This window comes from Mycobacterium sp. NS-7484, from assembly GCF_001953975.1.
In the GTDB taxonomy this organism is placed as follows: domain Bacteria; phylum Actinomycetota; class Actinomycetes; order Mycobacteriales; family Mycobacteriaceae; genus Mycobacterium.
This window is the reverse complement of record NZ_MBEJ01000018.1, coordinates 31,862-55,171: the sequence shown is the minus strand read 5'-3', so window position 1 is coordinate 55,171 and position 23,310 is coordinate 31,862. Positions and strand designations below refer to the sequence as shown.

Here is a 23,310-nt window from a genome sequence, read left to right as displayed (position 1 = left end):
AAGCGTATGGCCCGCACCGGGGTCACCCGGACAGCAATTTCCGTGCGGGCTGCCGCGACCAAAAGCTCAGCCGGCGCTCACCGACTGTGTGCCCGCGTCCGACGGCGTGCCTTTCAGACCGCGCCAGAACAGGTTGATCATCAGCTCGGCGGACTCGTCGACGTCGGCATCTCCGGTGCTCACCCGGCTGGCGATCGCCTCGCCGGCGCCCACCAGCGCCACGGCCATCATCTCGAAATCACTGTCCGGCGACGGATTGCGGGTGCCGGTGCTCAACAGCCGGGCGACCAGGTCGATGATCCGCTCACGGCCTTCCCGGACCGTGTGCGCGAACGCCTGCGAGCTGGTGGCCTGGGTGTAGAGCACCATCCACGAGGCCCGGTTGCTGTCGATGTAGGTCAGAAACGCCAGCACCGCCGTCCGAAGCAGATCCTTCGGGCTCTGGCTGAAGTCGATCTGACCGCGCACGGTGTCCACGAACCGGGCCAGCTCACGGTTCAGGCAGGCCCCGAACAACTCTTCTTTGGAGCCGTAGTAGAGGTACAGCATCGGCTTGGAGATCTCGGCCTCGGCGGCGATGGCGTCCATCGACGTCTCGTGGTAGCCGTTGACCGAGAAAATCTGTACCGCAGCATCGAGCATCTGCTGTTCGCGTACGGCCCTCGGCAGCCGCTTCGTTCCACCTGCCATCCGAACAGGATAAGCGTCGCCGGAGCCCGCGGACTCTCAGCAGCGGACGCCACCCTTGGCCGCGGCATTGCGCTGCAACGCGGCGTCCACGGTGGCCTGGCTCAGTTGACCGTCGGCGAGTGCTTTCTCCAGGCCATCGAGCACCGCGGGCACCTCATCGGTGGTGATCCACAGTGCGTTGTCCGCGCCGGCCTGCAGGGCCCGCAGCACCGCGTCGGCCACGCCGTAACGCTGGTTGATCGCCGCCATGCTCGACAGGTCGTCGGTGTAGACCAGGCCGTTGAACCCCGGACCGCCGTAGCCACCCGAGCGCAGCAGCTGATAGGCCGCCGGGCTGAGGCTGGCCGGGTCGGTGCCGGTCAGACCGGGCACCTCGACGTGACCGACCATCACCGCGACCGGCGCCTCGGTGGTCAGGGTGCGGTACGGGATCAGGTCGTTGTTCTGCAGATCGGCCAGCGGCGGCGTGGTCACCGAGCCGGTATGCGAATCACCCGAGCCGTGACCGTGGCCGGGGAAGTGCTTGAGCACCGGGAGCACCCCGGCCTCGCGCAGACCGCGGGCGTAGGCACCGGCATATTCGGTGACCTTGGCCGGGTCGGCAGAGAAGGACCGGTCGCCGATGACGGTGTCGTCCGGGGCGTCGGAGACGTCGACGACGGGCGCGAAGTCGACCGTGATGCCCAGCCCGCGCATCTTCTTGCCACGCTCCAGCGCGATGCCGTACACCTCGTCGACGGTGTGGGTCTGGGCCAGCACCCGGGCCGAGGGCTGCTCACCGATCAACGAGGACAACCGCGACACCCGGCCGCCTTCCTCGTCCACAGTGATCGCGACCGGCAGTGGACCGGCCCCGGCGATGTCGGCCACCGTTCCATCGGACAGCATCGACAGGTCGGTCCAGCTGCCGATCATGATGCCGCCGACGTGCTGGTCGGCGACCACCGCACGGGCGTCGTTCCCGTCGGTGACACCGACGGTCAGCAATTGGGCGAGTTTGTCGCGCGGCGACAGGTCCGCGAGATCACATACCGGGGCCGCGGGCAGCGGCGCGTTGGTGGACATCGGCTTGTGCTCGGGGGAAGACGGTGCCGACGACGGGTTGCTCGGCGAGCAGGCCAGCAGCAGTCCGGACAACGCGACGAAGGTTGCGACGAGACGCGGTGAAGCCATGGGCCCCGACCTTAGCCGGTGAACAAGCCGTTATCGATTCTCTGCGTGTCGGTCCCGCTGCTCCTCACCCGGAACGGTGGTGTTGTCGTGCTAGGTTGGCCGGGTGAATCGGTTCGTCGTACCCTCCGCGGCCAGCATTGTCGTCGGCCTGCTGTTGGGGGCGGCCGCCGTTTTCGGTGTGACGCTGATGGTGCAGCAGGATACGAAGCCTCCGCTGCAAGCGGGCGACCCGGCGTCATCGGTGCTCAACCGGGTCGAGTACGGCGACCGGTCTTAGCTTGGATGTGCCGCTGCCGCGGCGAGGCTTGGATGTGCCCCTGCCGCGGCGAGGCTTGGATGTGCCCCTGCCGCGGCGCTGGCTGTGGGTGGTCGCCGCTGCGACACTGCTCCTGACATTCGCCCAGTCACCCGGAGAGATCTCACCCGACACCAAGCTCGACCTGACCGCGAACCCGCTGCGGTTTTTAGCTCGGGCGTTCAACCTGTGGAACAGCGATCTGCCGTTCGGGCAGGCGCAGAACCAGGCCTACGGCTACCTCTTCCCACACGGCGCCTTCTTCCTGGCCGGTGATCTGCTCGGCATTCCCGGTTGGGTGACGCAGCGGTTGTGGTGGGCGCTGCTGCTCACTCTCGGCTTCTGGGGTGTGATTCGGGTCGCCGAGGCCCTGAGCATCGGCAGTAGGAGTTCCCGGGTTCTCGGTGCGCTGGCCTTCACCCTGTCACCGCGCGTGCTGACTACCTTGGGCGCGATCTCCTCGGAGACGCTGCCGATGATGCTGGCGCCGTGGGTGTTGTTGCCGGTCATCCTGGCGCTGCGGGGCGACCGGAACCTGCGGCTGATGGCCGCCCGGTCGGCGGGCGCCGTCGCGCTGATGGGTGCGGTCAACGCGGTGGCCACGTTGACGGGATGCCTGGCCGCGATCATCTGGTGGGCCTGTCACCGGCCGAACCGGTTGTGGTGGCGGTTCACCGCGTGGTGGGCGTTGTGCGGGGCGCTGGCCGTCACCTGGTGGGTGGTGGCCCTGGTGCTGTTGGGCCGGATCAGCCCGCCGTTCTTGGACTTCATCGAATCCTCGGGCGTCACCACCCAGTGGATGTCGCTGACCGAGATGCTGCGCGGCACCCACAGCTGGACCCCGTTCGTGGCGCCCACCGCCACCGCCGCCGCCTCGATGGTGACGAGTACGGTCGCGGTGCTGGCCACCACCCTGGTGGCCGCGGCGGGCCTGGCCGGACTCGCACTGCGCTCGATGCCCGCCCGCGGTCGGCTGATCACCATGCTGCTGACCGGTGTGGTGCTGCTCGCGCTCGGCTATTCCGGGGGACTCGGCTCGCCAGTGGCGACCGCGGTCCAGGACTTCCTGGACGGAACCGGAACACCGCTGCGTAACCTGGCCAAGCTCGACCCGGTACTGCGGCTGCCGCTGGCCCTGGGCATCGCACATCTGCTGGGCCGGATCCCGTTGCCCGGCAGCGCACCCCGGCTCGTCTGGCTCAGAGCGTTCTCCCGACCCGAACGTGACAAGCGGATCGCGGTGGCCATCGTGGTGCTGTCGGCACTCGCCGCGGGCACCTCGATCGCCTGGACCGGCCGAATCGCACCGGCCGGAACCTTCACCGCGATCCCGCAGTACTGGCACGATGCGGCCGACTGGCTCGATGAACACAACACCGACCGGGGCCGCGTCCTCGTCGCCCCCGGCGCCCCGTTCGCCACCCAGACGTGGGGCAACAGCCACGACGAACCCCTGCAGGTGCTCGGCTCGAGCCCGTGGGGGGTACGCGACTCCATCCCGTTGACACCGCCGGAGACGATCCGCGCCCTGGATTCGGTGCAGCGGTTGTTCGCCGCCGGCCGGCCGTCCGACGGACTGGCCGATACCCTTGCCCGCCAAGGCATTTCCTACGTAGTGGTGCGGAACGACCTGGATCCGGATGTGTCCCGGTCGGCACGTCCGGTCCTGGTGCACCGGGCTCTGGAAGGATCACGCGGGATCGTCAAAATGGCCGAGTTCGGTGCGCCCGTGGGGCCGGGGACCCTGGAGGGTTTCGTCGCAGACAGCGGTCTGCGTCCGCGCTACCCTGCCGTCGAGATCTACCGCGTCGACACCGGTCAGACCAACCCGAGCGCGCCCTATCTGGTCGATGCCGACGCCATGACCCGGGTGGCCGGTGCTCCCGAGGCCCTGCTCCGCTTGGACGAGCGACGTCGCCTGACCGGCCGGCCCCCACTGGGGCCGGTGCTGTTGGCCGGAGACGCCGAACGGGCCGGCCTACCGGTGCAGCCGGACAAGACCGGCGGCGTCATCGTCACCGACACCCCGACCGCCCGCGAGATCGACTACGGCCGCGTCGACGACCATGCCTCGGCGATCCGCACGCCCGACGATGCCCGCCACACCCACAACCGGGTGCCGGACTACCCGGCCGACGGTGCCGCCGTGGTGTACGGCAAGTGGAACGGCGGACGGGTCTCGGTGTCGAGTTCGGCGGCCGATTCCACCGCGCTCCCCAACGTCGCACCGGCCACCGGCCCCGCCGCGGCCGTCGACAGCGACAGCTCGACCGCGTGGGTGTCCAATGCGCTGCAGGCCGCCGTGGGTCAGTGGCTGCAGGTCGATTTCGACCATCCGGTCACCAACGCCACGTTGACCATCACTCCCAGTGCCACCGCGGTCGGCGCCCAGGTGCGCCGGATCGAGGTGGCCACCGCGACGGGTACCAGCAGCCTGCGGTTCGACACCGCCGGACAACCGTTGACGGTGCCGCTGCCCGTCGGTGAGACACCGTGGGTACGGGTTACCGCAGTCGCCACCGACGACGGGTCGGCAGGCGTGCAGTTCGGTATCACCGACCTGGCGGTCACCCAGTACGACGCGTCGGGCTTCGCTCACCCCATCACGTTGCGGCACACCGTCGAGGTTCCGCCACCACCGGCGGAGGCGGTTGTGGCGCAATGGGATCTGGGCACCGAACTGCTGGGCCGCCCCGGATGCGCCGACAGTCCGGCCGGCGTGCGCTGCGCGGCGTCGTTGGCGCTGGCGTCCGAGGAGCCGGTCAACCTGAGCCGCACCCTGTCGGTGCCGAGTGCCACGGAGGTGCAGCCGACCGTATGGGTCCGGTCCCGCCAGGGGCCGAAGCTGGCCGATCTGATCGCCCAACCCGGCAAGACCCGCGCCTTCGGCGACGCCGACCCGATCGACGTGCTCGGCTCGTCGTATGCCGCCACCGACGGCGATCCGAGGACGTCGTGGACCGCGCCACAACGTGTGGTGCAGTTCAAGGCGCCTCCGACGCTGACCCTGAAGCTGCCCGCACCGGCCGAGGTGGGTGCGCTGCGGATCGACCCCGGCACCACGCAGCCGCCCGCACATCCGACCCTGGTGGCGATCGACCTCGGTGACGGTCCGCAGATGCACAAGCTGCCCGCCGAGGGCGAGGCCACCACCGTGACACTCAAGCCGCGGACGACGGACACGATCACGGTGTCCCTGCTGGGGTGGAACGACATCATCGACCGGACCTCACTGGGATTCGATCAGCTCAAGCCGCCCGGGCTGGCCGAACTGACCGCCATCGACGTCGCCGGCAAGCCGATCGCCGCCGCCGACGCGGCCGCCAATCGCCAACGGGCAGTGTCACTTCCGTGCGGGCAGGGCCCGATCATCGGTGTGGCCGGGCAGTTCATCCAGACCTCGGTGCGCACCACGGTGGGCGCCCTGCTCGACGGCGACCCGATCCCGGCCCATCCCTGCCGGACCGACCCGGTGACGCTGCCCGCCGGGCAACAGGAGCTGTTGGTCAGCCCGGGCGCCGCCTTCGTCGTCGACGGGATCGTGCTCAACACGCCGGCCGCTGTCGAATTGTCCACCGCCACAACCACTCCCGTGGACACTCCGGTGTGGTCACCGGATCGGCGCGAGGTGCAGGTGCCGGCGTCGGCCACCGCCCGCGTCCTGGTGGTCCCCGAGAGCGTGAACCCCGGTTGGACGGCGCGAGGCACCGATGGCACCGAGCTCACGCCGGTGAAGGTCAACGGCTGGCAGCAGGGTTGGGTGATCCCGGCCGGGGACGCCGGACCTGTGACGCTGACCTTCCCGTCGAACACGCCCTACCGCATCGGCTTGATCGCCGGGCTCGCGTTGCTGCCCGTGCTGGCACTGCTGGCGTTGTGGCCGGCCCGGCGCCGCGATCCCGAACTCGAGCCGGCCCGGCCGTGGCCGGTTCCCCCAGTGCTCGCCAGCGCAGCGGTACTCGCGGTCGGAACGGCGATCTCCGGTCTGGCGGGGTTGGGGGTGGCCGCTGCCGTTCTCGGCCTGCGGCATCTGCTGCGTGATCGCGAAGACCTGCGCGAGAAGATCACGGTGTCGGCGGCCGCGGGCGGGCTCATCCTCGCCGGCGCCGCGCTGAGCCAGTACCCGTGGCGCTCGGTCGACGGCTACGTCGGGCACTCCGGTTGGCTGCAGCTTCTTGCGCTGGTGTCGGTGCTCGTCGTCGCGGCGTCGACGGTGACGGATCAGGCGGTCGCCAGGGCCCGCTTGTCCTCGTCGGCGAAGGTGTCCTCCAACTGCAACGGCGAATAGTCAAGGTCGATCTCGGAGACAGGCCGACCACGCGCACTGCTGATCGTGCCGAACCGGCGCATCCCCTTGTCGCTGGAGTACTGCATGAACTCGTCCTCGACCAGACCGAACGGAACGTCCGGGGCGTACAGCGCGAAGCCCTCTTCGGTGAGACGTAGGGCCAGCGGGATCAGCTCGGTCATCCGGGATTCGAAGACTTCCCAGTTGGCGTCGTCGGCGGCGACGTGCCTGCGGCAGGTGAAGGTACCCCAGGCCATGTGGCGGCGCTCGTCGTCACCGATCCGGCGCACCAACTCCTGCATCCCGGGCAGGATGCCGCGCCCCACGCAGATCCGGTGCCAGGCGAAGTAGCCGGTCAACGCCAGCATCCCCTCCACGACATGGTTGTAGACCACCGAAGCCCGCACCTGAGCGGCCGGCGAGGGGTCGACCGTCAGCTTCTCGAGCGACTCCGGCAGCTCGTCACAGAAGATCTGCCGGTAGGCGGGCAACTCGTCGAAGTAGCCGTGCAGGTCCTGGGTCACCCCGACGGCGTCCAGCCACATCCGGAACACCTGCGTGTGCTTGGCCTCTTCGAAAGCGAACTGGGTCAGATACATTTCGTCGCCGAGACGGCCCTCGGCCCGCATGGCGCTCATGAACGGCTGGATGTCGTTGGTGACGGCTTCCTCACCGGCGATGAACTGCGCGCACAGTCGGGTGGCGTACTCGCGTTCCCGCTCGGTCAGCGCCTCCCAGTCCTCCCGGTCGCGGGAGAAGTCGATATCGGCCGGGTTCCAGAACTTGGCGTTTCCCCCGGCAAAGAGCTTCAGCGGCAAGCTGTCCCAGTTGAGACCACCGGCCGCGAGCGAGCCGAACCGTGTTCTAGTCATGGGCAGACCTCCTCGGATGCGCCCGCCATCTTAATGTGGCATAGATCACAGTCAAGGGGACGCTCGGCGGCCCGTCAATAGGTCTTCAGGGGTATTCAGGGGCGTTCAACGGGTCTTCACCGCGATCAGATGATGCGACACCGGCGGGCCCTCGACCCACTGTTCCACCGACTGCTCGATGAGCAGATCGTTCCCGGTCAGCCGGGTGCGGTGTTGACGTAGATGCTCGTCCCACGACCGCACCACGAAGGCCTCGACGAAGACGGCTTCAGCCTCGACACTGCGGAACAGCTGCCATTGCGTGGCGCCGGTGCGTTGCCGCGACCGGCCGAGCACGCCCATGGCCGCGAAGAACTCGCTCTCATGCTGGGATGCCACCCGGTAGGAGGTGAGCACCAGGACCGGACCGTCCGGGGGTGCCGGCTCGAACACCAGGGCCGGTTCGGGCCAGTGCGCCGACGGTGTGAGATCGAGATCGCCGGTGCGTGCGTGCAACGGCCACCACCAGGCTGACAGCGCGCACAACACCAGCAGGGCGGCGCTGATCAACAGGGCCGTCACGGTGCTGGTGGCCCCGGCGACCAGGCCCCACACCAGCGAGCCGATGGCCTGCCCGCCCATGAAGGTCAACTGGTACACCGACAGGCCGCGGGCCCGTACCCAGGCCGGCAGGCTCAGCTGCATCGAGGCGTTGAGCGTGGACAGTGCCAACAGCCAACACGTACCGCCGACGACGAGCGCCGCCAGTACCACGGCGAAGTTGTGCACGAGCGCGAGAACCGCTGTGCCACCGCCAAATCCGAGTGCGGCCACGATCAGCAACGTGTTGAGGCCGAATCTCGACTGCAGCCGCCCCAGGACCAGTGCACCGAGCACCGCGCCGACACCCAACGCGCCCAGCAGCAGCCCGTACCCGGACGACGTCAACCCGAGTTGACGCTCGGCGATGACCGCGAGCAGGCCCCACAGCGCGCTTCCCGGCGCGATGAACAACACCGCCCGCAGCAGGATCCGGCGGATGATCGGCGAGCGGCGGATGAACCGTCCCCCGGCGCTCAGCGCGGCCAGCGGTCGCTCGGCGGGCAACAGCTGTTCGACGGCCGGGCGGCGCCAGAGCAGCAGAACCACGACGATGCCGAAGAACGAAATGGCATTGAGCGCAAACACCAGTGTCGGCCCGGACAGCGACACCAGTGCACCGGCGATCGCCGGACCGATCGCCCGGGCACCGTTCATACTCATGCTGCCGAGCGCCGCGACCGCGGGGATCTGTTCTCGCGGAACCAGATCGGGCTGGATCGCCTGCCAGGCCGGGGCGGTCAACGCCTGCCCGCAGCCGATCAGGAACAGCAGGGTCAGCAGCACCGTCGGGGTCGCCAGACCCGCGCCGGTCAACGTGGCAAGGGCGGCGACACCGGCCGCCATCGCCCCCTGGGTGGCCAGTAGCAGCCGGCGCCGGTCGACCAGGTCGGCGAGCACACCAGAGGGCAGCGCCAGCAACATCACCGGCAGGGTGGTGGCGGTCTGCACCAACGGCACCAGCACCGGGGCCCGCGGATCGTCGACGAGCATCCACTGCGCACCCACCGTCTGCATCCAGGTACCCAGGTTGGAGACGAACTGCGCGATCCACAGCGCGCGGTAGATCGGCGAGGCCAACGGCGCCCAGGTCGACGTTGTGGTGACGGCCATCTGACAGATCGTGCCAGTGCGGCTGCGGCATAGTGGGGACATGGCTGAAGTCCGCAACATTCCCGAAGCACACCACTACGAGATCACCGTCGATGGTGAGCATGCCGGCCTTGCCGCCTATGTCGACTCCGGCGATCAACGTATCTTCCACCACACCGAGGTCGACGACAAGTTCGGCGGCCAGGGCCTCGGCGGTGAGCTGGTGTCCGGCGCACTGACCGACACACGCAATGCCGGCAAGCGCATCGTCGCGGTGTGCCCGTTCGTCGTCAAGTACGTGCAGAAGCACCACGACTTCGACGACGTTCTGGACCCGGCCACCCCGGAGGTGCAGGCGGCGGTCGAAGCGGCCACCTGAGCCGGACGGAAACCAAATCTCAGTACGCAGTGGCGAATTCGGCCTAGCATCTCCGATTGTGCCGACTGTGAACACCGCGCGGGGTGCCATCGACGTAGCCGACCTCGGGACCACGCTCATGCACGAGCACGTCTTCATCATGTCGGCCGAGATGACCCAGAACTATCCAGAGTCCTGGGGTGACGACGCCAGCCGGGAAGCCGATGCCATCGCGCGGCTCACCGAACTCAAATCCCGTGGCATCGACACCATCGTCGACCTCACGGTGATCGGACTGGGCCGCTACATTCCGCGCATCGCCCGGATCGCCGAAGCCACCGACCTCAACATCGTCGTCGCCACCGGCTTCTACACCTACAACGATCTGCCCCTGACCTTCCACTTCAACGCGCCCGCGGCGGGCGGGGTCGACCCGATGACCGAGATGTTCGTCCGCGACATCGAAGGGGGCATTGCCGATACCGGTATCAAGGCGGCAATCCTCAAGTGCGCCACCGACGAACCCGGTGTCACGCCCGGTGTGGAACGGGTCTTGCGGGCCGTCGCCCAGGCCCACCGGCATACCGGCGCGCCGATCTCCACCCATACCCACGCCGCCACCCGCCGCGGCCTGGAGCAACAGCGCATCTTCGCCGAGGAGGGCGTCGACCTGTCCCGGGTGGTGATCGGCCATTGCGGCGACACCACCGACATCGGCTACCTCGAGGAGTTGATCGCCAACGGCTCCTACATCGGCATGGACCGGTTCGGGGTGGACGTCTTCCTACCGTTCGAGGAGCGGGTCGCCACCGTCGCGACGATGTGCCGGCGCGGTCACGCCGACAAGATGGTGCTCTCCCACGACACCTGGTGCTACTTCGATGCGCTGCCCGACGAGAAGACCAAAGCGGCCCTGCCCAACAGCCATTACCTGCACATCCACGACGACGTGCTGCCCGCACTGCGTGACCGTGGGGTCACCGAGGAACAGATCACCACGATGTTGGTGGACAACCCGCGCCGGATCTTCGAGCGCCAGGGCGGGTACTGACCGCCTCAGCGCGCCGCCGGCGCGGGCTCGGGCTCGCCGGTGATCGAGCTGTCCAGCGGCGGAACCGGACGTTCGTTGCGGTATTCCCAGCGCCGCAATGCTTCTCGGCACGGCGACTCCACCAACGCGTAGCTCACCGCCGCCAGCGCGAAGCCGAACACGAGCGTCAGCACCAACACGATCAGCATCTGCCCGTTGAAAAGGAACTCCCCGATCATCGGGAACACCATGGCCAGGGCGGCCAGATGCCAGACAAACAACCCGTAGGACCAGCGGCCCAGCGTCACCATCACCCGGTTGCCCAGGATCCGGTGCCGGGTGTCGGGGTGATCGAGCACCAGCGGGGCCAGCAGCGCACCTGCGACGATCGCGCCCATCGCGGTCTTGAGCGTCACCTGTTCGACCGAACCGGGTCGCAGGCCCTCCAGCCCGGCCAGCGGCGACGCCGCGATCGCGAAGGCCACCGCAGCGATGACGGCCATGAGCACCCGCCGTCGGGCCAGGCGGTGCACCCAACCGAACGGGCTCACCGTCAGCTCGGCCAAGACCATGCCGGCGGCGAACCACGAGAAGAACGCCGGCGGCCAGTTCCACGGGTTGAGGCCCGTCGTCCCGTCGAACGGGATGCGCACCCACAGCAGGCTCAGCGCCGCCACCGCGATGATCACGCCGATGCGCGCCCGCACCGGGAGCCGTCGCGCCAGCAGGGCCAGCACCGGCAGGGCCAGATAGAAGCTGACCTCGACCGACAGGCTCCACATCTGGGTCAGTCCCGCCGTCAACGTCAGCGGCACGTAGATCTGGGTCAACGTGAGGTTGGCCAACCACACCGTCAGATCGGCCTTGGCCTCGGGAAGCAGCAGGATGATCACCACGACGGCCACCACGTAGCCGGGCATGATGCGCACGACGCGGGAGCGCAGGTAGTGACCGGTGCGGGGACGCGGCCGCAATCCCCGGGCAGCGGCGGCGTGGCCACGCCACAGCAGAAAGCCCGACAGCGCGAAGAACACCGCCACGGCGAGGTCGAACCGGCCGAAGAACCGGCCGCTCACCCCGGTGGTGTGCCCGGTCTGGAAGGCGACGTGGGTGAGCACCACGCCCATGGCCGCGCAGGCGCGCATGCCTTCGACAGCCGGCAGGAAGCTGCGTGTCCCGCCGACCGGTTCCGTACCGGTGTCCCGGTCCGATCCTCCGGTGGCCACGGCGACCAGTGTGCCGCGCCCCGACAACCCCGCCAAACTGCGGGTCAATGCACCGGTGGGGTGCCGCCGGAGTAAGTAATGGCCTTAAATAGTGCTGTTAGGGTCGAACGGGTTTGCCTCACGACGAGTTGGCCCACACTGAAGGAGGCCCGGTTTGAACCGCGCAGTGGCGCTGCGTATCGCGGCATGCGGACTGATGGGGCTCGGTGCAGCCCTGCTCATCGCCGCACTGTTGCTCACCACCTATACCAAGGGCAAGATCGCGAAGATCCCGCTCAACCTGGATACCAGCCTGGTCAGCGACGGAACCGCGACCGCGTTCGATCCGGAATCATTGACCGCCGAGAAGTTCTCCGTGGACCGCAACGTGCCGGTCGCCCTGCAACAGCAGGTCAGCGTGGAGTCGCCGTCGAACGCCGAAGTGGTGACGCTGCAGGTGGGCAGTTCGCTGCGGCGCACCGATCGCCAGAAGGACTCCGGCCTGTTGTTGGCGATGGTCGACACCGTCACGATGAACCGCAGCACCGCACTGGCGGTGTCCAGCGACAACAACCCGGGCGGCGCGCTGCAGAAGCCGCGGGCGATCGAGGACGAGAAGCCGCCGACGAACATCGCGTTGCCGCACGAGGGCCTGAGCTACCGATTCCCGTTTGACACGGAGAAGAAGACCTACCCGTTCTTCGATCCGATCGCGCAGAAGCCGTTCGATGCGAACTACGACGGTGAAGAAGACATCAACGGCTTGACCACCTACCGGTTCATCCAGAACGTCGGCTACGACGCCGACGGCAAGCTGGCCGAGCCGGTCAAGTACTCCTCGCTCTACGAGGACGACGCGGACAGTTCGGTCACCGCGAGCCCCGAGATGTGGGGTGTCCCCGGTGAGCCGGACGAGCGGATCACGATGGACCGCTTCTACGCCGCACAGCGCACCTTCTGGGTCGATCCGGTGTCCGGCACCATCGTCAAGGCCGAGGACCACGGATATCAGTACTACGCACGCGATGCGCTCAAGCCAGAGGTGACCTACGTCGACTACAAGGTCACCTACAACGAGGAGACCGTGGAATCCCAGGTTGCCGCGGCTCAAGACGAGCGCGACCGGGTGGCGTTGTGGACCCGGATCCTGCCGATCACATTCACCGCGCTGGGCCTGCTGGCCCTTGTCGGCGGTGCCGTGGTGGGTTCGTTCGCGGTGCGCGCCGAGTCCACGCTGATCGATCCGGGGCTCGACACCGCCGATCACGGCTTCTTCGACACCCAGGGCTTCCAGGTCCCCGGCGCCGAGGCCAAGACCGAGAAGCTGCCTGCGCAACGCCCATCAGATCTACCGCCGGACCGATAGATCTGCGTCTGCGCTCCGCACTGCTGCCGGCCTACTCGCTGGCACTGTCGTTACTGGTAACCGGGCCCCTGCTGGGACCCGGTTACCTGCTTTTGCGCGACGCCGTCTCCACCCCGCGGTCGTATCTGACCGATGCGGCGCTGGGACTGACCGAGGCCGCACCCCGGGCCCTGCCCCAGGACTTCCTCGTCGCGGTCACCTCGACCGTGCTGGACGGTGGGGTGGTCGTGAAGATACTTCTGGTGGCCGGCCTGTGGCTGGCCGGTTGGGGTGCGGCGCGACTGGCCTCCACCGTGCTGGCCGCCGGTTCGGCAGGCCAGTTCATCGCTGCGACGCTGGTGATCTGGAATCCGTATGTGGCCGAACGATTGCTGCAGGGCCACTGGAGTCTGTTGGTCGGCTACGGCGCGCTGCCGTGGGTGGCGGTATCGGTGGTCAAGCTCCGCGCCGGTGCGGGCCGGGGCCCGGTCTGGGGCGTGGTGTTCTGGATCGCGTTGGCCGGGTTGACGCCGACGGGTCTGATGTTGGCCGCCACGGTCGCGCTGGTGTGTGTCGCGGCGCCGGAGGCCGGTTGGCCGCGGCTTCGGGCGGCTGGTCTCGGATTGGGTGCGGCGGTACTGGCCGCGACGCCGTGGCTGGTGGCAGCGGTGGTGGGCGGAGCCGTGTCGTCGCCGGACTCGGCGGCCGGGGTGCAGGCGTTCGCCGCCCGGGCCGAACCCGGTCTGGCCACCGTGGGCAGCCTGGCCGGCCTGGGCGGGATCTGGAACGGTGAAGCGGTACCCGACTCGCGCACAACGGTTTTCGCGTTTGTGGCGACGGTTGCCTTGCTCGGTATCGTGGCGCTCGGTCTGCCTGTGGTGATTCGTAACCGGTCGGCTGTGCCACTGCTGATCTTGGCGGCCGCCGCAGTGCTGATCCCGGCCGCGATGGCCACCGGGCCCGGACTGGCGTTCGTCGAGGCGGTGGTGCGGGCCGTTCCCGGTCTCGGTGTGGTGCGGGACGGGCAGAAGTGGATGGCCCTGGCCATCCCCGGTTACGTGCTGGCTGCTGCTGCCGCCCCGGTGACGTTGAGTCGATTGCGGGTACCGGCTGCCGCCGCGGCCGCGGTGTGCTGCGCGGTGTTGATCGCGGTGTTGCCGGATCTGGCGTGGGGCGTGGGCAATCAGATGCGCGCCGTGCACTATCCCGCGAGTTGGGCCGCCGCGGCAGCCCAGATCAACGCCGATCCCCGGCCCGTGGTCGCGTTGCCTCCGGACAGTATGCGCGAATTCCCTTGGGCCGGAGGCGCGCCGGTGCTCGACCCACTGCCCCGCTGGGTTCGTGCCGAGGTGTTCCAGACTGGTGATCTGTCCATCGGCGGCCAGACCGTGCCCGGGGAGGGGGCACGAGCGCGGGCCGTGCAGGACCTGGTGCTGTCCGGCGCCACCGACCAGCAGTTGGCCGAGGCCGGGGTGGGCTGGGTGGTGCGTGAATCCGGCGGCGAGGTGAGCGTGCACCGGGTGGGCGGTTCGTCTCCGTCGTCCCCGCACCGCGCGTTGATGATCGTCGCGCACCTGGTGTGGTTGTCCGCCCTGGTGGCGGGCGCTGTAGGGATGGCCGCCAGTGCCCGGCGGGTTGGTTCGCGGGCATCGTTGGACCCTTAGCCGCCCGTAGCTTATGCCGACCCACTCAGCCTGCCTGTGAATTATTCGCCGTACCAGGCTCTGGCGCAGCGCATCTGGGAACCGCGAGACAACCTGTCCAGCCACGATGCCGGTTACGTCGCATTGGCCGAAGCCATCGATGCACCTTTGGTGACCCTCGATGTCCGACTGGCCCAGGCGCCCGGCCTCGCGTGCGCGATCGAATTCCCTGGGTAACCGGCCTGGTTGGCCTTTTTGCGTCGCGGAACGCAAGTGGGTGGCGAGGTGCCCGCCTATGCGCGACAACTCAGCGACAATCGGCGCGTGAGCATCATGGGCACCGTTCGTCACACAGCTATTCACTACTCACGTCACTGAAGCACCAAAAGCCCCACCCGCCACGGATTTTGGGTTGCTCAACTATCAGCGACAGAGTCGCTCGCATGCGGGCACTGGACAGCTGATGTTCATGAGGCCAATGGTGCGCCAGGGTCAAAATCGCCGAGCGACAATGGGATTGGTGAGACGTCACGATACCGATGTGGCGATTGTCGCTCGATTGTCGCTACTAGGCGGGCACATCGCATACCGCCCGGAAAACCGTGGCGGAAGCGACCAGCGACGCCCAAGACGCCGAGCTCACGTCTTCGGGGCGGCTACACCAAGCCGCTGACGTACTGCCCGTCATGCACGGACTCCAGCACTGCCCGCATCGCATCCGCGGACAGCGTCCAGGAGAACTCGTCGCTGCGGGCCTGCGCCTTGCTGCCCAACTGGATTCGCTGGACCGGGTCGTTCAACAACTGACGGATCGCGGCGACCAGGGCATCGCGGTCCTCGACCAGCAGGCCGGTGACGCCGTCGACAATCGAGTCGGTCAGCCCGCCGGAGGCGCGATAACCGATGGTCGGCACGCCATGTTGAGCTGCTTCGGTGACCGCGAGCCCCCAACCTTCCTTGCGCGAGGGCAGCACATGTAACCAGCTCTGCTGCAGCACACGGTGTTTCGTCTCTTCGTCGACGTGGCCGTGGAATGTCACCGAGTCGGAGATACCCAGCAGTTCGGCATGCTCGACCAGGCGCTCCCGCCACCAACCCCCGCCGAGGATGTCCAGGTGCAGTCCGGGCACCTCGGTGCGCAATACGGCGACGGCCGCCAGGGCGTCCTCGATCTGCTTGTGCGGCACCAGACGCGAGAGCACCACGAGCCGCGGCGTCTGCGACCGCGGCAGCTCCAGGGTGGCGCCGGGCGCTTCGTCAAGCCCGTTGCGTACCACCGCAATCCGACTGGAATCGACGCCGAGTTCGTTGAGGTCGCGGGCCGAAGGCAGCGACACCGTCACGTACTGGTTGCGGCGGTGCAGACGCGGCGAGAGCTTGGATTCGACGAACCAGCCGATCCGGCCCCGCACCGGTCCGGCCACCGGCCACAGTTCCCGGTGACAGTGGTGCACCAGCACCGCCACGCGCCGGCCGAACGCCAGCCGGGCCAGGAACGGCAATCCGTTCTGGGTGTCGACGACCACGTCGGGCCGAACCCGGCGCAACGGACCGAGCCCGACGCGGGCAGCCACCATGGCCAGCCCGGCCCAGATGTAGACGCTGTGGGGCCCGCCGGCCCGGCTGATCCGCACGCCGTCGATCACCTCACGACGGGCGGCGCCCGGGTAACGGGCGGTGCGCAGGGTGACGTCGACACCGTCGTCGGCCAGGCAGGCCCCGATCCGCTGGAGATACGCCTCGCTGCCACCGCCCTGAGGATGACCGGTGTCACGCCAGCAGAGCAGCAGGACGCTCCGGAGGCGGGGGTCAGGACGGGCAGGCATCGTGTTGAGGGTACCGGTGAGTAGGTTGGGCGGGTGCAGCCCAGCGACATCTCGGCACGCTTCGCCCGGCGGGCGAGCCTGCGTCGGTCGATCGGCCTGCTGGCCCAGTTCCGGTTCGAGCAGAGCGACCCGGCCCGCTTCTACGGCGCGCTGGCCGCCGATACCGTCGCCATGGTCACCGATCTGTGGACCGCGAGCACCGGCGAATCCCCGGCGGGGCGGACCGTGCTCGACGTGGGCGGCGGACCGGGCTACTTCGCCTCGGCGTTCGACGCGGCCGGAATGCGCTACATCGGAGTGGAGCCCGACGCCCGTGAAATGCACGCCGGCCCGGCGGCCGACGCCGCGGAGGGCACATTCGTCCGGGCGTCGGGCATGGCACTGCCATTCGCCGATTCCAGCGTCGACATCTGCCTGTCGTCCAATGTCGCCGAGCACGTACGCCAACCCTGGCGGTTGGGCAACGAGATGCTGCGGGTCACGCGGCCCGGCGGGTTGGCGGTGCTGTCCTACACGGTGTGGCTGGGCCCATTCGGCGGCCATGAGATGGGGCTGACGCATTACCTCGGGGGCGCCCGGGCGGCCGAGCGTTACACCCGCAAGCACGGCCACCGACCGAAAAACGACTACGGCTCGTCGTTGTTCGCGGTGTCGGCGGCCGACGGTCTGGAGTGGGCGCGCTCGACCGGTTCCCTGATCGCCGCTTTTCCCCGCTACCACCCACGATGGGCGTGGTGGATGACCGCGGTGCCGGGGTTGCGGGAGTTCCTGGTGAGCAATCTGGTGCTGGTTCTCCGGCCATCCTGAAACCGTCAACTGGAACAGGTTCTCGTTTGGCCGATTCCTCGGTAATGTGACGGCCATGACACAGAGCGCAACTGTCGCCAAGACCGATTACGACAAGCTTTTCATCGGTGGTCAGTGGGTCGAGCCGTCGACCTCGGAGATCATCGAAGTTTTCTCGCCGGCCACCGGTGAGAAGGTCGGGCAGGTGCCGTTGGCCGCCGAGGCCGATGTGAACGCGGCCTGCGCCGCAGCGCGCAAGGCGTTCGACGAGGGCCCGTGGCCGCACCTGTCGCCCGAGGAACGGCAGGCCGTCCTGGCCAAGGCTGTCGAGCTGATCAATGCGCGCGCCGAAGAGTTCAAGCACTTGCTGAAGCTGGAGACCGGCCAGCCGCAGACGATCGTCGACATGATGCAGTTCGGCGCGGGTGTGTCCGGCCTGCAGTACTACGCAGGTGCGGCCGACAAGTACACCTGGCGCGACATCCGCGACGGCATCTACGGCCAGACGCTGGTGCTCAAGGAGCCGATCGGTGTGGTCGGCGCCGTCATCGCCTGGAATGTGCCGTTCTTCCTGGCCTGCAACAAGCTGGGGCCGGCCCTGCTGGCCGGATGCACCGTGGTGCTCAAGCCCGCCGGCGAGACCCCGCTGACCACAAACCTGCTGGCCGAGGTGTTCGCCGAGGCCGGCCTGCCCGAAGGCGTGCTGTCGGTGGTTCCGGGCGGCCCCGAGACCGGCCGTGCCCTGACCAACAACCCGGAGCTGGACAAGTTCACCTTCACCGGCTCGTCGGCGGTCGGCAAGGAGATCGGCAAGATCGCGGCCGAAAAGCTCAAGCCGTGCACGCTGGAACTCGGCGGCAAGTCCGCAGCGATCATCCTCGAGGACGCCGACCTGGATTCCACGCTGCCCATGCTGGTGTTCTCCGGGCTGATGAACAGCGGGCAAGCCTGCGTCGGCCAGACCCGCATCCTGGCCCCGCGGTCCCGTTACGACGAGGTCGTGGAGAAGTTGGCCGGCGCTGTCGGCGCCATGCAGGCCGGGCTGCCCGATGATCCGGCCGCCATGATCGGCCCGGTGATCAGCGAAAAGCAGCGCGACCGCGTCGAGGGTTACATCAAGAAGGGCATCGAGGAGGGCGCGCGCGTCGTCACCGGTGGCGGCCGTCCCGAGGGTCTGGATTCGGGCTGGTTCGTGCAGCCGACGGTGTTCGCCGATGTCGACAACTCGATGACCATCGCCCAGGAGGAGATCTTCGGGCCGGTGCTCGTGGTCATTCCGTTCGAGGACGAGGACGACGCGGTGCGCATCGCCAACGACTCGCCCTACGGCCTGGCCGGCAGCGTGTACACCACCGACTTCCCCAAGGCTCTCGAGATCGCCTCGAAGATCCGCACCGGCACGTACGCGGTGAACATGTACGCCTTCGATCCGGGTTCACCGTTCGGCGGGTACAAGAACTCCGGCATCGGCCGCGAGAACGGTCCCGAGGGCATCGACGCCTACACCCAGGCCAAGAGCGTGCTGCTGCCGTTCGGCTACACCCCCTAGTTCTCCCCGCGAGTTCTCCCCGCGGGTTCTTCCCGCGGGTTCTTCCCGCGAGCAGACGCAAACCCTTACCTTTTCGCGCGAAAAGGTAAGGGTTTGTGTCTGTTCGGCAGGGGAAATGTCAGCGGCCCGGCGAACTGTCCGCCCTGGCACTGGCCCTGACCCAGCGAACGCAGACGAACTCGCCGTTGAGCGCCGATTCGGCCGGTACCCATTCGGAACGGACCGGCAGCACGCGTGCACCCTCCCCCAGGGAACAGGGCGCGTAGCTGACGATCATCTCGTCGATCAAGCCCGCCGCGACGAATTGAGCGGCGACCTCTCCCCCGCCGACCACCCAGACATCCTTGCCCGCCGCGGCCGTCACCAACTGTGGATGCAACTCGCCGACGCTTCCGGAATGAACGTGCACGGGATGCCCGGCGACGACGATCTGCGGCCGGTGAGTCAGCACCCACGTCGGCTGCTCGTACATCCACTCGCCGGGCTGGTTCTTCACGATCCACTCGTAGGTGGCAGATCCCATCACCAAGGCGCCGATGGTTCCGATGAATTCGTCGTAGCCGAACGGCCCGTTCTGGTCGATGTCACGTGAGATCAGCCAGTCCAAGCTGTCGTCGCTGTCGACGATGTACCCGTCCAGACTCGACGCGGTGTAGTACACGGTTTTCACGGTCAGCCTCTCATCCACGGGGATCAGTATGGCCGCCGGCCGGCCCGGATCAATCGCCGTTTTGGGGAATCTTCTGGAGCGCTGAGCCCTTGTGCATCGCGACGTGATCGGTCTTGTCGCTTGCGATCTCGTATTGCGGCTCGTCACCACTCGCGCGACGCATGTGCCCCTTGTAGTCCACGTCACGGGTATGAACCTTGATGATCTTGCCGCTGACATACCCGGCTTCGGAGTTCCATTTGACGTGGTCGCCAACTTTGAATCGGGTGTTCATGTCATGTGAGCTACCCGCGGCCATCTGGGGTGAAACTGGGCCGACCCGGGGTATGCCAGCGCCGAGGAGGAGAGAACATGACCCAGCGGGTGTGGACAGTCGGTCACTCGACCCGTGAATTCGGCGAACTGGTCGAGCTATTGCGCACATACGACCTCACCTATCTGGTCGACGTGCGCTCATTCCCGGCGTCCCGGAAGTTCCCGCAGTGGAACAAGGCGGCCATCATCGACAGCCTGCCGCCCGACATCGGTTATCAGTGGCTGCCGAAACTCGGTGGCCGCCGCCACACGCCGGCAGGCACCCCCACCTTGAATACCGCGTGGCGGGTCAAGGCGTTCCGCGATTATGCCGATTACATGCAGACTCCCGAGTTCGCCGAGGGCCTCGGTGAGCTGATCGAGCTGTCCAGGGAACACCGGCCGGTGATCATGTGCAGCGAGGCCGTGCCGTGGCGGTGCCATCGTCGGCTGATCACCGATGCCTTGATCATCGAGGGGGTCGAGGTCACCCACATCATGTCGGCCACCTCCGCCCGGCCGGCCACCTTGAACGACAACGCGAAACTCGAGGGCGGAAAGCTGATCTACCCGGCGGACGGCTGACACAGAGCGGGCCGGCTCAACTGTCCAACACCTGCGCCACCCGAGCCTCGACGTCCACGTCGTCCAGATCGGACAGCTTGATGCCGAACCGCTCGGTGAGCGCGTCGAGAACCTCTGCGGCACTGTCGAAGCGGATACGTTCGGTCTCGCCGTGGCGGTGGATGGAGAGGTTCCGGCCGCGCAGGTTTATCCGGGCGTCGTCGGTCACCAGCGCCGCCGTCAGCCCGACGACAAAGACGCCACCGGGATGCGTTGAGGCATACCAGCTTCCGACCTCCAGGTCGATTCGCGGTTGCGGCGCCGTGGTGAACCGGTACAGCGGCTGCCACTGGCCGCGGACCTGAGCGGCCAACTCGAACTCGCCGCCGGCCGGCTCGAGCAGACGGTACGGCTCGTGCCGGGTCTGCTGCACCGCGCCGGCCTGCAGCCGGATCGGCGACGACAAGGTCTGCCCGCCAAAGCCGACGTCGACCAGGAAGCGTCCCGCCTCACCCGGGACCGTCACGGCCAACACGTTGTGGGTGAGCGCGGGCAACGGCGCGTCGGGTCCTTTCATCCAGACCACGCGTCCGGCGAGACGCTCGATGCCGTAGCCCAACGCGTCGAGGGCGTAACCGAGCAGTCCGTTGTGCTCATAGCAGTACCCGCCGCGGCGTCGGGTGACGAGCTTGTCGGCCAGTGCCTCGGCGCTGAGATCGTCGACCGGAACACCCAGCAGCGGGTCGAGGTTCTCGAACGGGATGGACCGGCCATGGGCGGCCACGATGTCCTGCAGTGTGGCCAGATCGGCTGCTGCCGAGCCGTGGTAGTCGATCCGGTCGAAGTACACAGTGAGGTCGAATCCCATGGTCATCCATGATGCTGCCTCAACAGTGGTTGAGGTCAATGTCACCATTCGAATGCGCAAACCGAAACCGCAGTCAGGTGCTATACAAGCGGCATGTCAGTGCCTGATTCGAGCGACGGGCTGCCCGCAACTCCGGGAATCACTGACCGCGGCATGCGCGGCCCTGGACCGGAGGCAGTCCCTCTCGAAACCAAAGTCTGGTATTCGACACCCTTTGGCGATACGAAGGACGGCCGCCAAAAGTTGTTTCTGCTCGAGCGCAGCGGCGTTCGGTTCTTTCCGGTGTTTCGGAGCATCGACGGCATGAAAGAGTTCTACGACAAGGCGAATCGTGCGGCGTACATGGTGCTTGAGGGTGACATCGAAAGCATTCTCCAGCTCAACCGTTCGATCGAACCGATGAAAACTGCGTGGATCGTGGTCGATCCGTTGAGCCAACATCCGCTTGAAATACCGCCTACCACTTGAACAATCGCACGACGACGAAGCCGCAGGTGGCCGTAGCTGGTCCGGAGAATCAACGGGTGATGATGACGGGGGTGATCGCCCCCTCGCGAATTTCCTTGTCACTGGTGGCAATCGTGAGCCCTCGACGCATGGCCTGAGCGACGATCATGCGGTCGAATGGATCACGGTGCTCCCAGTTGAGTTGGCCGGCCAGCGCAGCGTCCGCCGAATCGATCGGCAGATCCACGGCTCCCATCGCCTCAAGAATGTCCGACCAGCTCGAGAGCAGCGCGGTGCCATCGAGTCGGCCAAGGCGCGTCTTTGTCGCGATTTCCCACGCCGAAGCCGCAGAAACAAATAACGCGTTCGTCGGATCTTCCAGGATGTTCAGAGCCGCCGGCAGCACCTGGTCCGGTGACTTCACCAGCCACAGCACCGCGTTGGTGTCGAGAAGAATCGCGGTCACGAGCTGAGGCCCTCCCACGCGTCGAGTTCGCCAGGTGGCAGCGGCTCGTCGAAGTCTTGCGGGATCTGGATGCCGGGGAACTGCCCGAAGGTCCGCCCCCGCGGAGCAACTGGGGATAGCACGGCGACGGGGCGGCCATGGGACGTGATCGTGACGGAGACCCCAGTCGCCTCGACCTCGGCCAGAAGGGCGTTCAGCTTGGCTTTCGCCTCCGTGCTGGTGACGGTCTTCATCCAGCCGAGTTTAGAACCAGTCGGACTAGTGGAACTAGTCTTACCGGACGGGAAGTTTGAAAGTATTGACGGCGGCAATCCGATATCGGGTGCAAGAACTTTGAGCGCGAATCGGTTTTTTGCCCCCGACCTGGGTACACTGGGCAAACTAGAACACGTTTCATTTCACCTCAGGGGGACTCTGTGGCCGCAACCGACATCGACCCGTCCGAAATCACGAAGTGGGATCCGGGTCTGACCGAGAAGGTCATGGGCTTCCTGCGGCCGCTGATCAAGGGCTATCACCGTGCCGAGGTCCGTGGGTTGGACAGTTTTCCCAACGGCGGCGCGCTGGTGGTGTCGAACCATTCCGGTGGCTTGTTCGCGTTGGACGTTCCGGTATTCGCCACGGGTTTCTACGAGAAGTTCGGCTACGAACGGCCGGTGTACACCCTCAGTCACGACATGTTGATGACCGGACCGACGGCGGCCTTCTTCAAGAAGACCGGCTTCATCCGGGCCAACCACGAGAACGCCGACGAGGCCCTGCGCTCGGGCGGTGTCGTCGTCGTGTTCCCCGGCGGTGACTACGACGTGTACCGGCCCACCCTCTCGGCCAACCAGATCGACTTCGCCGGCCGCACCGGTTATGTCAAGGCCGCGATCAACGCCGGCGTACCGATCGTGCCCATGGTCGGAATCGGCGGTCAGGAAACTCACTTCTTCCTGTCCCGGGGTACGGGGGTGGCCAAGGCACTCGGCCCCATCGCACGCCTGGCCCGCACCAAGATCGTGCCGGTCTCCTTCGGCTTCCCGTTCGGCCTGTCGGCGGTACTTCCGCTCAATGTGCCGTTGCCGTCCAAGATCGTGATGAAGACGCTGCCGCCGATCGACATCATTGCCGAGTTCGGCGACGACCCGGACATCGACGAGGTCGACGCTCATGTCCGTCGGGTCATGCAGCGGGCCCTCGATGAGTTGGCCGAACAGCGTCGGTTCCCGGTGATCGGCTGAACCGTGGGACCTCTTGATCTGCTGACCGGGCCGCTGGACCGGGT

The 23,310-nt window shown here is 67.3% G+C and carries 23 protein-coding genes and 1 pseudogene; 12 read left to right on the top strand and 12 right to left on the bottom strand.

All coding sequences use genetic code 11. The features are described 5' to 3' along the window. Window positions 1-66: 66 nt before the first annotated feature. On the bottom strand, window positions 67-690 hold the full coding sequence (locus A5733_RS03735; RefSeq protein WP_067775889.1) for a TetR/AcrR family transcriptional regulator: 624 nt from the start codon (window positions 688-690) through the stop codon (window positions 67-69). A gap of 36 nt (window positions 691-726) precedes the next feature. After that, window positions 727-1,863, bottom strand: a complete 1,137-nt coding sequence (locus tag A5733_RS03730; RefSeq protein WP_067775892.1) for a glycoside hydrolase family 3 N-terminal domain-containing protein — start codon at window positions 1,861-1,863, stop codon at window positions 727-729. A 103-nt stretch (window positions 1,864-1,966) separates the two neighbouring features. Here A5733_RS03730 and A5733_RS03725 point away from each other — a divergent pair, with 103 nt between their 5' ends. Together A5733_RS03725 and A5733_RS28170 are read left to right on the top strand one after the other, a co-directional pair. Then, window positions 1,967-2,140 carry a DUF2613 domain-containing protein gene (locus A5733_RS03725; protein ID WP_003891682.1) on the top strand — a complete coding sequence of 58 codons (174 nt, stop codon included), beginning with the start codon at window positions 1,967-1,969 and terminating at the stop codon, window positions 2,138-2,140. Window positions 2,141-2,147: 7 nt separating this feature from the next. Next, window positions 2,148-4,265: pseudogene (locus A5733_RS28170) on the top strand (DUF3367 domain-containing protein); the annotation flags it as partial. A 655-nt stretch (window positions 4,266-4,920) separates the two neighbouring features. Here A5733_RS28170 and A5733_RS28165 read toward each other — a convergent pair. From A5733_RS28165 to A5733_RS03710, 3 genes are all read right to left on the bottom strand, one after another. Next, window positions 4,921-5,127: a DUF3253 domain-containing protein gene (locus tag A5733_RS28165; protein WP_369830900.1), complete on the bottom strand. Its 207-nt coding sequence runs from the start codon at window positions 5,125-5,127 to the stop codon at window positions 4,921-4,923. Between the two features lie 1,252 nt (window positions 5,128-6,379). Further along, on the bottom strand, window positions 6,380-7,318 hold the full coding sequence (locus tag A5733_RS03715) for a R2-like ligand-binding oxidase (RefSeq protein ID WP_067775895.1): 939 nt from the start codon (window positions 7,316-7,318) through the stop codon (window positions 6,380-6,382). Window positions 7,319-7,423: 105 nt separating this feature from the next. Beyond that, window positions 7,424-9,010 carry an MFS transporter gene (locus A5733_RS03710; protein ID WP_076239132.1) on the bottom strand — a complete coding sequence of 529 codons (1,587 nt, stop codon included), beginning with the start codon at window positions 9,008-9,010 and terminating at the stop codon, window positions 7,424-7,426. 40 nt (window positions 9,011-9,050) lie between these two features. On the opposite strand from A5733_RS03710, the gene A5733_RS03705 reads away from it, so the two are divergent. Beyond that, window positions 9,051-9,368: a GNAT family N-acetyltransferase gene (locus A5733_RS03705; protein WP_076239131.1), complete on the top strand. Its 318-nt coding sequence runs from the start codon at window positions 9,051-9,053 to the stop codon at window positions 9,366-9,368. A gap of 58 nt (window positions 9,369-9,426) precedes the next feature. Next, a complete protein-coding gene (locus A5733_RS03700; RefSeq protein ID WP_076239130.1) occupies window positions 9,427-10,398 on the top strand; it encodes a phosphotriesterase in 972 nt (323 codons plus the stop codon). Window positions 10,399-10,403: 5 nt separating this feature from the next. Here the strand turns inward: A5733_RS03700 and A5733_RS03695 are convergent, their stop codons facing one another. Continuing rightward, window positions 10,404-11,522: an acyltransferase gene (locus A5733_RS03695; protein ID WP_233152616.1), complete on the bottom strand. Its 1,119-nt coding sequence runs from the start codon at window positions 11,520-11,522 to the stop codon at window positions 10,404-10,406. 235 nt (window positions 11,523-11,757) lie between these two features. Here A5733_RS03695 and A5733_RS03690 point away from each other — a divergent pair, with 235 nt between their 5' ends. From A5733_RS03690 to A5733_RS03680, 3 genes are read left to right on the top strand one after another with little or no spacing between them, the layout of a single operon-like run. Next, window positions 11,758-12,948: a DUF3068 domain-containing protein gene (locus A5733_RS03690; protein WP_076239129.1), complete on the top strand. Its 1,191-nt coding sequence runs from the start codon at window positions 11,758-11,760 to the stop codon at window positions 12,946-12,948. A 20-nt stretch (window positions 12,949-12,968) separates the two neighbouring features. Beyond that, a complete protein-coding gene (locus A5733_RS03685) occupies window positions 12,969-14,591 on the top strand; it encodes a hypothetical protein (protein WP_198938724.1) in 1,623 nt (540 codons plus the stop codon). Between the two features lie 36 nt (window positions 14,592-14,627). Continuing rightward, a complete protein-coding gene (locus A5733_RS03680; RefSeq protein ID WP_198938721.1) occupies window positions 14,628-14,807 on the top strand; it encodes a hypothetical protein in 180 nt (59 codons plus the stop codon). 419 nt (window positions 14,808-15,226) lie between these two features. Here A5733_RS03680 and A5733_RS03675 read toward each other — a convergent pair whose 3' ends face one another. Continuing rightward, window positions 15,227-16,396, bottom strand: coding sequence for a glycosyltransferase family 4 protein (locus A5733_RS03675; RefSeq protein ID WP_076239127.1), 1,170 nt, complete (start codon window positions 16,394-16,396; stop codon window positions 15,227-15,229). Between the two features lie 48 nt (window positions 16,397-16,444). Here A5733_RS03675 and A5733_RS03670 point away from each other — a divergent pair, with 48 nt between their 5' ends. Together A5733_RS03670 and A5733_RS03665 are read left to right on the top strand one after the other, a co-directional pair. Beyond that, window positions 16,445-17,203, top strand: a complete 759-nt coding sequence (locus A5733_RS03670; protein WP_369830899.1) for a class I SAM-dependent methyltransferase — start codon at window positions 16,445-16,447, stop codon at window positions 17,201-17,203. Between the two features lie 55 nt (window positions 17,204-17,258). Next, complete coding sequence (locus A5733_RS03665) at window positions 17,259-18,731, top strand: aldehyde dehydrogenase (RefSeq protein WP_076239125.1); 1,473 nt, start codon at window positions 17,259-17,261, stop codon at window positions 18,729-18,731. 118 nt (window positions 18,732-18,849) lie between these two features. Here the strand turns inward: A5733_RS03665 and A5733_RS03660 are convergent, their stop codons facing one another. Both A5733_RS03660 and A5733_RS03655 read right to left on the bottom strand, forming a co-directional pair. After that, window positions 18,850-19,401 carry a dihydrofolate reductase family protein gene (locus A5733_RS03660; RefSeq protein WP_076239227.1) on the bottom strand — a complete coding sequence of 184 codons (552 nt, stop codon included), beginning with the start codon at window positions 19,399-19,401 and terminating at the stop codon, window positions 18,850-18,852. 49 nt (window positions 19,402-19,450) lie between these two features. Then, window positions 19,451-19,675 carry a DUF2945 domain-containing protein gene (locus tag A5733_RS03655; RefSeq protein ID WP_076239226.1) on the bottom strand — a complete coding sequence of 75 codons (225 nt, stop codon included), beginning with the start codon at window positions 19,673-19,675 and terminating at the stop codon, window positions 19,451-19,453. Window positions 19,676-19,752: 77 nt separating this feature from the next. Between A5733_RS03655 and A5733_RS03650 the strand changes: the two genes are divergently transcribed. Beyond that, complete coding sequence (locus tag A5733_RS03650; RefSeq protein ID WP_076239124.1) at window positions 19,753-20,280, top strand: DUF488 family protein; 528 nt, start codon at window positions 19,753-19,755, stop codon at window positions 20,278-20,280. 16 nt (window positions 20,281-20,296) lie between these two features. Here A5733_RS03650 and A5733_RS03645 read toward each other — a convergent pair whose 3' ends face one another. Continuing rightward, on the bottom strand, window positions 20,297-21,127 hold the full coding sequence (locus A5733_RS03645) for an arylamine N-acetyltransferase (protein WP_076239225.1): 831 nt from the start codon (window positions 21,125-21,127) through the stop codon (window positions 20,297-20,299). A gap of 153 nt (window positions 21,128-21,280) precedes the next feature. Here A5733_RS03645 and A5733_RS03640 point away from each other — a divergent pair, with 153 nt between their 5' ends. After that, on the top strand, window positions 21,281-21,595 hold the full coding sequence (locus A5733_RS03640) for a hypothetical protein (RefSeq protein ID WP_076239123.1): 315 nt from the start codon (window positions 21,281-21,283) through the stop codon (window positions 21,593-21,595). A 49-nt stretch (window positions 21,596-21,644) separates the two neighbouring features. Here the strand turns inward: A5733_RS03640 and A5733_RS03635 are convergent, their stop codons facing one another. Beyond that, window positions 21,645-22,040 carry a type II toxin-antitoxin system VapC family toxin gene (locus A5733_RS03635; RefSeq protein ID WP_067768081.1) on the bottom strand — a complete coding sequence of 132 codons (396 nt, stop codon included), beginning with the start codon at window positions 22,038-22,040 and terminating at the stop codon, window positions 21,645-21,647. Further along, window positions 22,037-22,273 carry a type II toxin-antitoxin system Phd/YefM family antitoxin gene (locus A5733_RS03630; protein ID WP_076239122.1) on the bottom strand — a complete coding sequence of 79 codons (237 nt, stop codon included), beginning with the start codon at window positions 22,271-22,273 and terminating at the stop codon, window positions 22,037-22,039. Before A5733_RS03630 ends, A5733_RS03635 begins: the two co-directional genes overlap by 4 nt. A gap of 183 nt (window positions 22,274-22,456) precedes the next feature. Between A5733_RS03630 and A5733_RS03625 the strand changes: the two genes are divergently transcribed. Further along, a complete protein-coding gene (locus A5733_RS03625) occupies window positions 22,457-23,266 on the top strand; it encodes a 1-acyl-sn-glycerol-3-phosphate acyltransferase (protein ID WP_076239121.1) in 810 nt (269 codons plus the stop codon). The last annotated feature ends 44 nt before the right edge of the window (window positions 23,267-23,310 follow it).

Coding starts and splice junctions, on each gene's coding strand:
- A5733_RS03640 (WP_076239123.1), top strand. CDS start 21,281: ATGCGCGGCCCTGGACCGGAGGCAGTCCCTCTCGAAACCAAAGTCTGG.
- A5733_RS03675 (WP_076239127.1), bottom strand. CDS start 16,396: ATGCCTGCCCGTCCTGACCCCCGCCTCCGGAGCGTCCTGCTGCTCTGC.
- A5733_RS03730 (WP_067775892.1), bottom strand. CDS start 1,863: ATGGCTTCACCGCGTCTCGTCGCAACCTTCGTCGCGTTGTCCGGACTG.
- A5733_RS03715 (WP_067775895.1), bottom strand. CDS start 7,318: ATGACTAGAACACGGTTCGGCTCGCTCGCGGCCGGTGGTCTCAACTGG.
- A5733_RS03665 (WP_076239125.1), top strand. CDS start 17,259: ATGACACAGAGCGCAACTGTCGCCAAGACCGATTACGACAAGCTTTTC.
- A5733_RS03710 (WP_076239132.1), bottom strand. CDS start 9,010: ATGGCCGTCACCACAACGTCGACCTGGGCGCCGTTGGCCTCGCCGATC.
- A5733_RS03735 (WP_067775889.1), bottom strand. CDS start 690: ATGGCAGGTGGAACGAAGCGGCTGCCGAGGGCCGTACGCGAACAGCAG.
- A5733_RS03695 (WP_233152616.1), bottom strand. CDS start 11,522: ATGCGCGCCTGCGCGGCCATGGGCGTGGTGCTCACCCACGTCGCCTTC.
- A5733_RS03655 (WP_076239226.1), bottom strand. CDS start 19,675: ATGAACACCCGATTCAAAGTTGGCGACCACGTCAAATGGAACTCCGAA.
- A5733_RS03705 (WP_076239131.1), top strand. CDS start 9,051: ATGGCTGAAGTCCGCAACATTCCCGAAGCACACCACTACGAGATCACC.
- A5733_RS03630 (WP_076239122.1), bottom strand. CDS start 22,273: ATGAAGACCGTCACCAGCACGGAGGCGAAAGCCAAGCTGAACGCCCTT.
- A5733_RS03645 (WP_076239225.1), bottom strand. CDS start 21,127: ATGGGATTCGACCTCACTGTGTACTTCGACCGGATCGACTACCACGGC.
- A5733_RS03650 (WP_076239124.1), top strand. CDS start 19,753: ATGACCCAGCGGGTGTGGACAGTCGGTCACTCGACCCGTGAATTCGGC.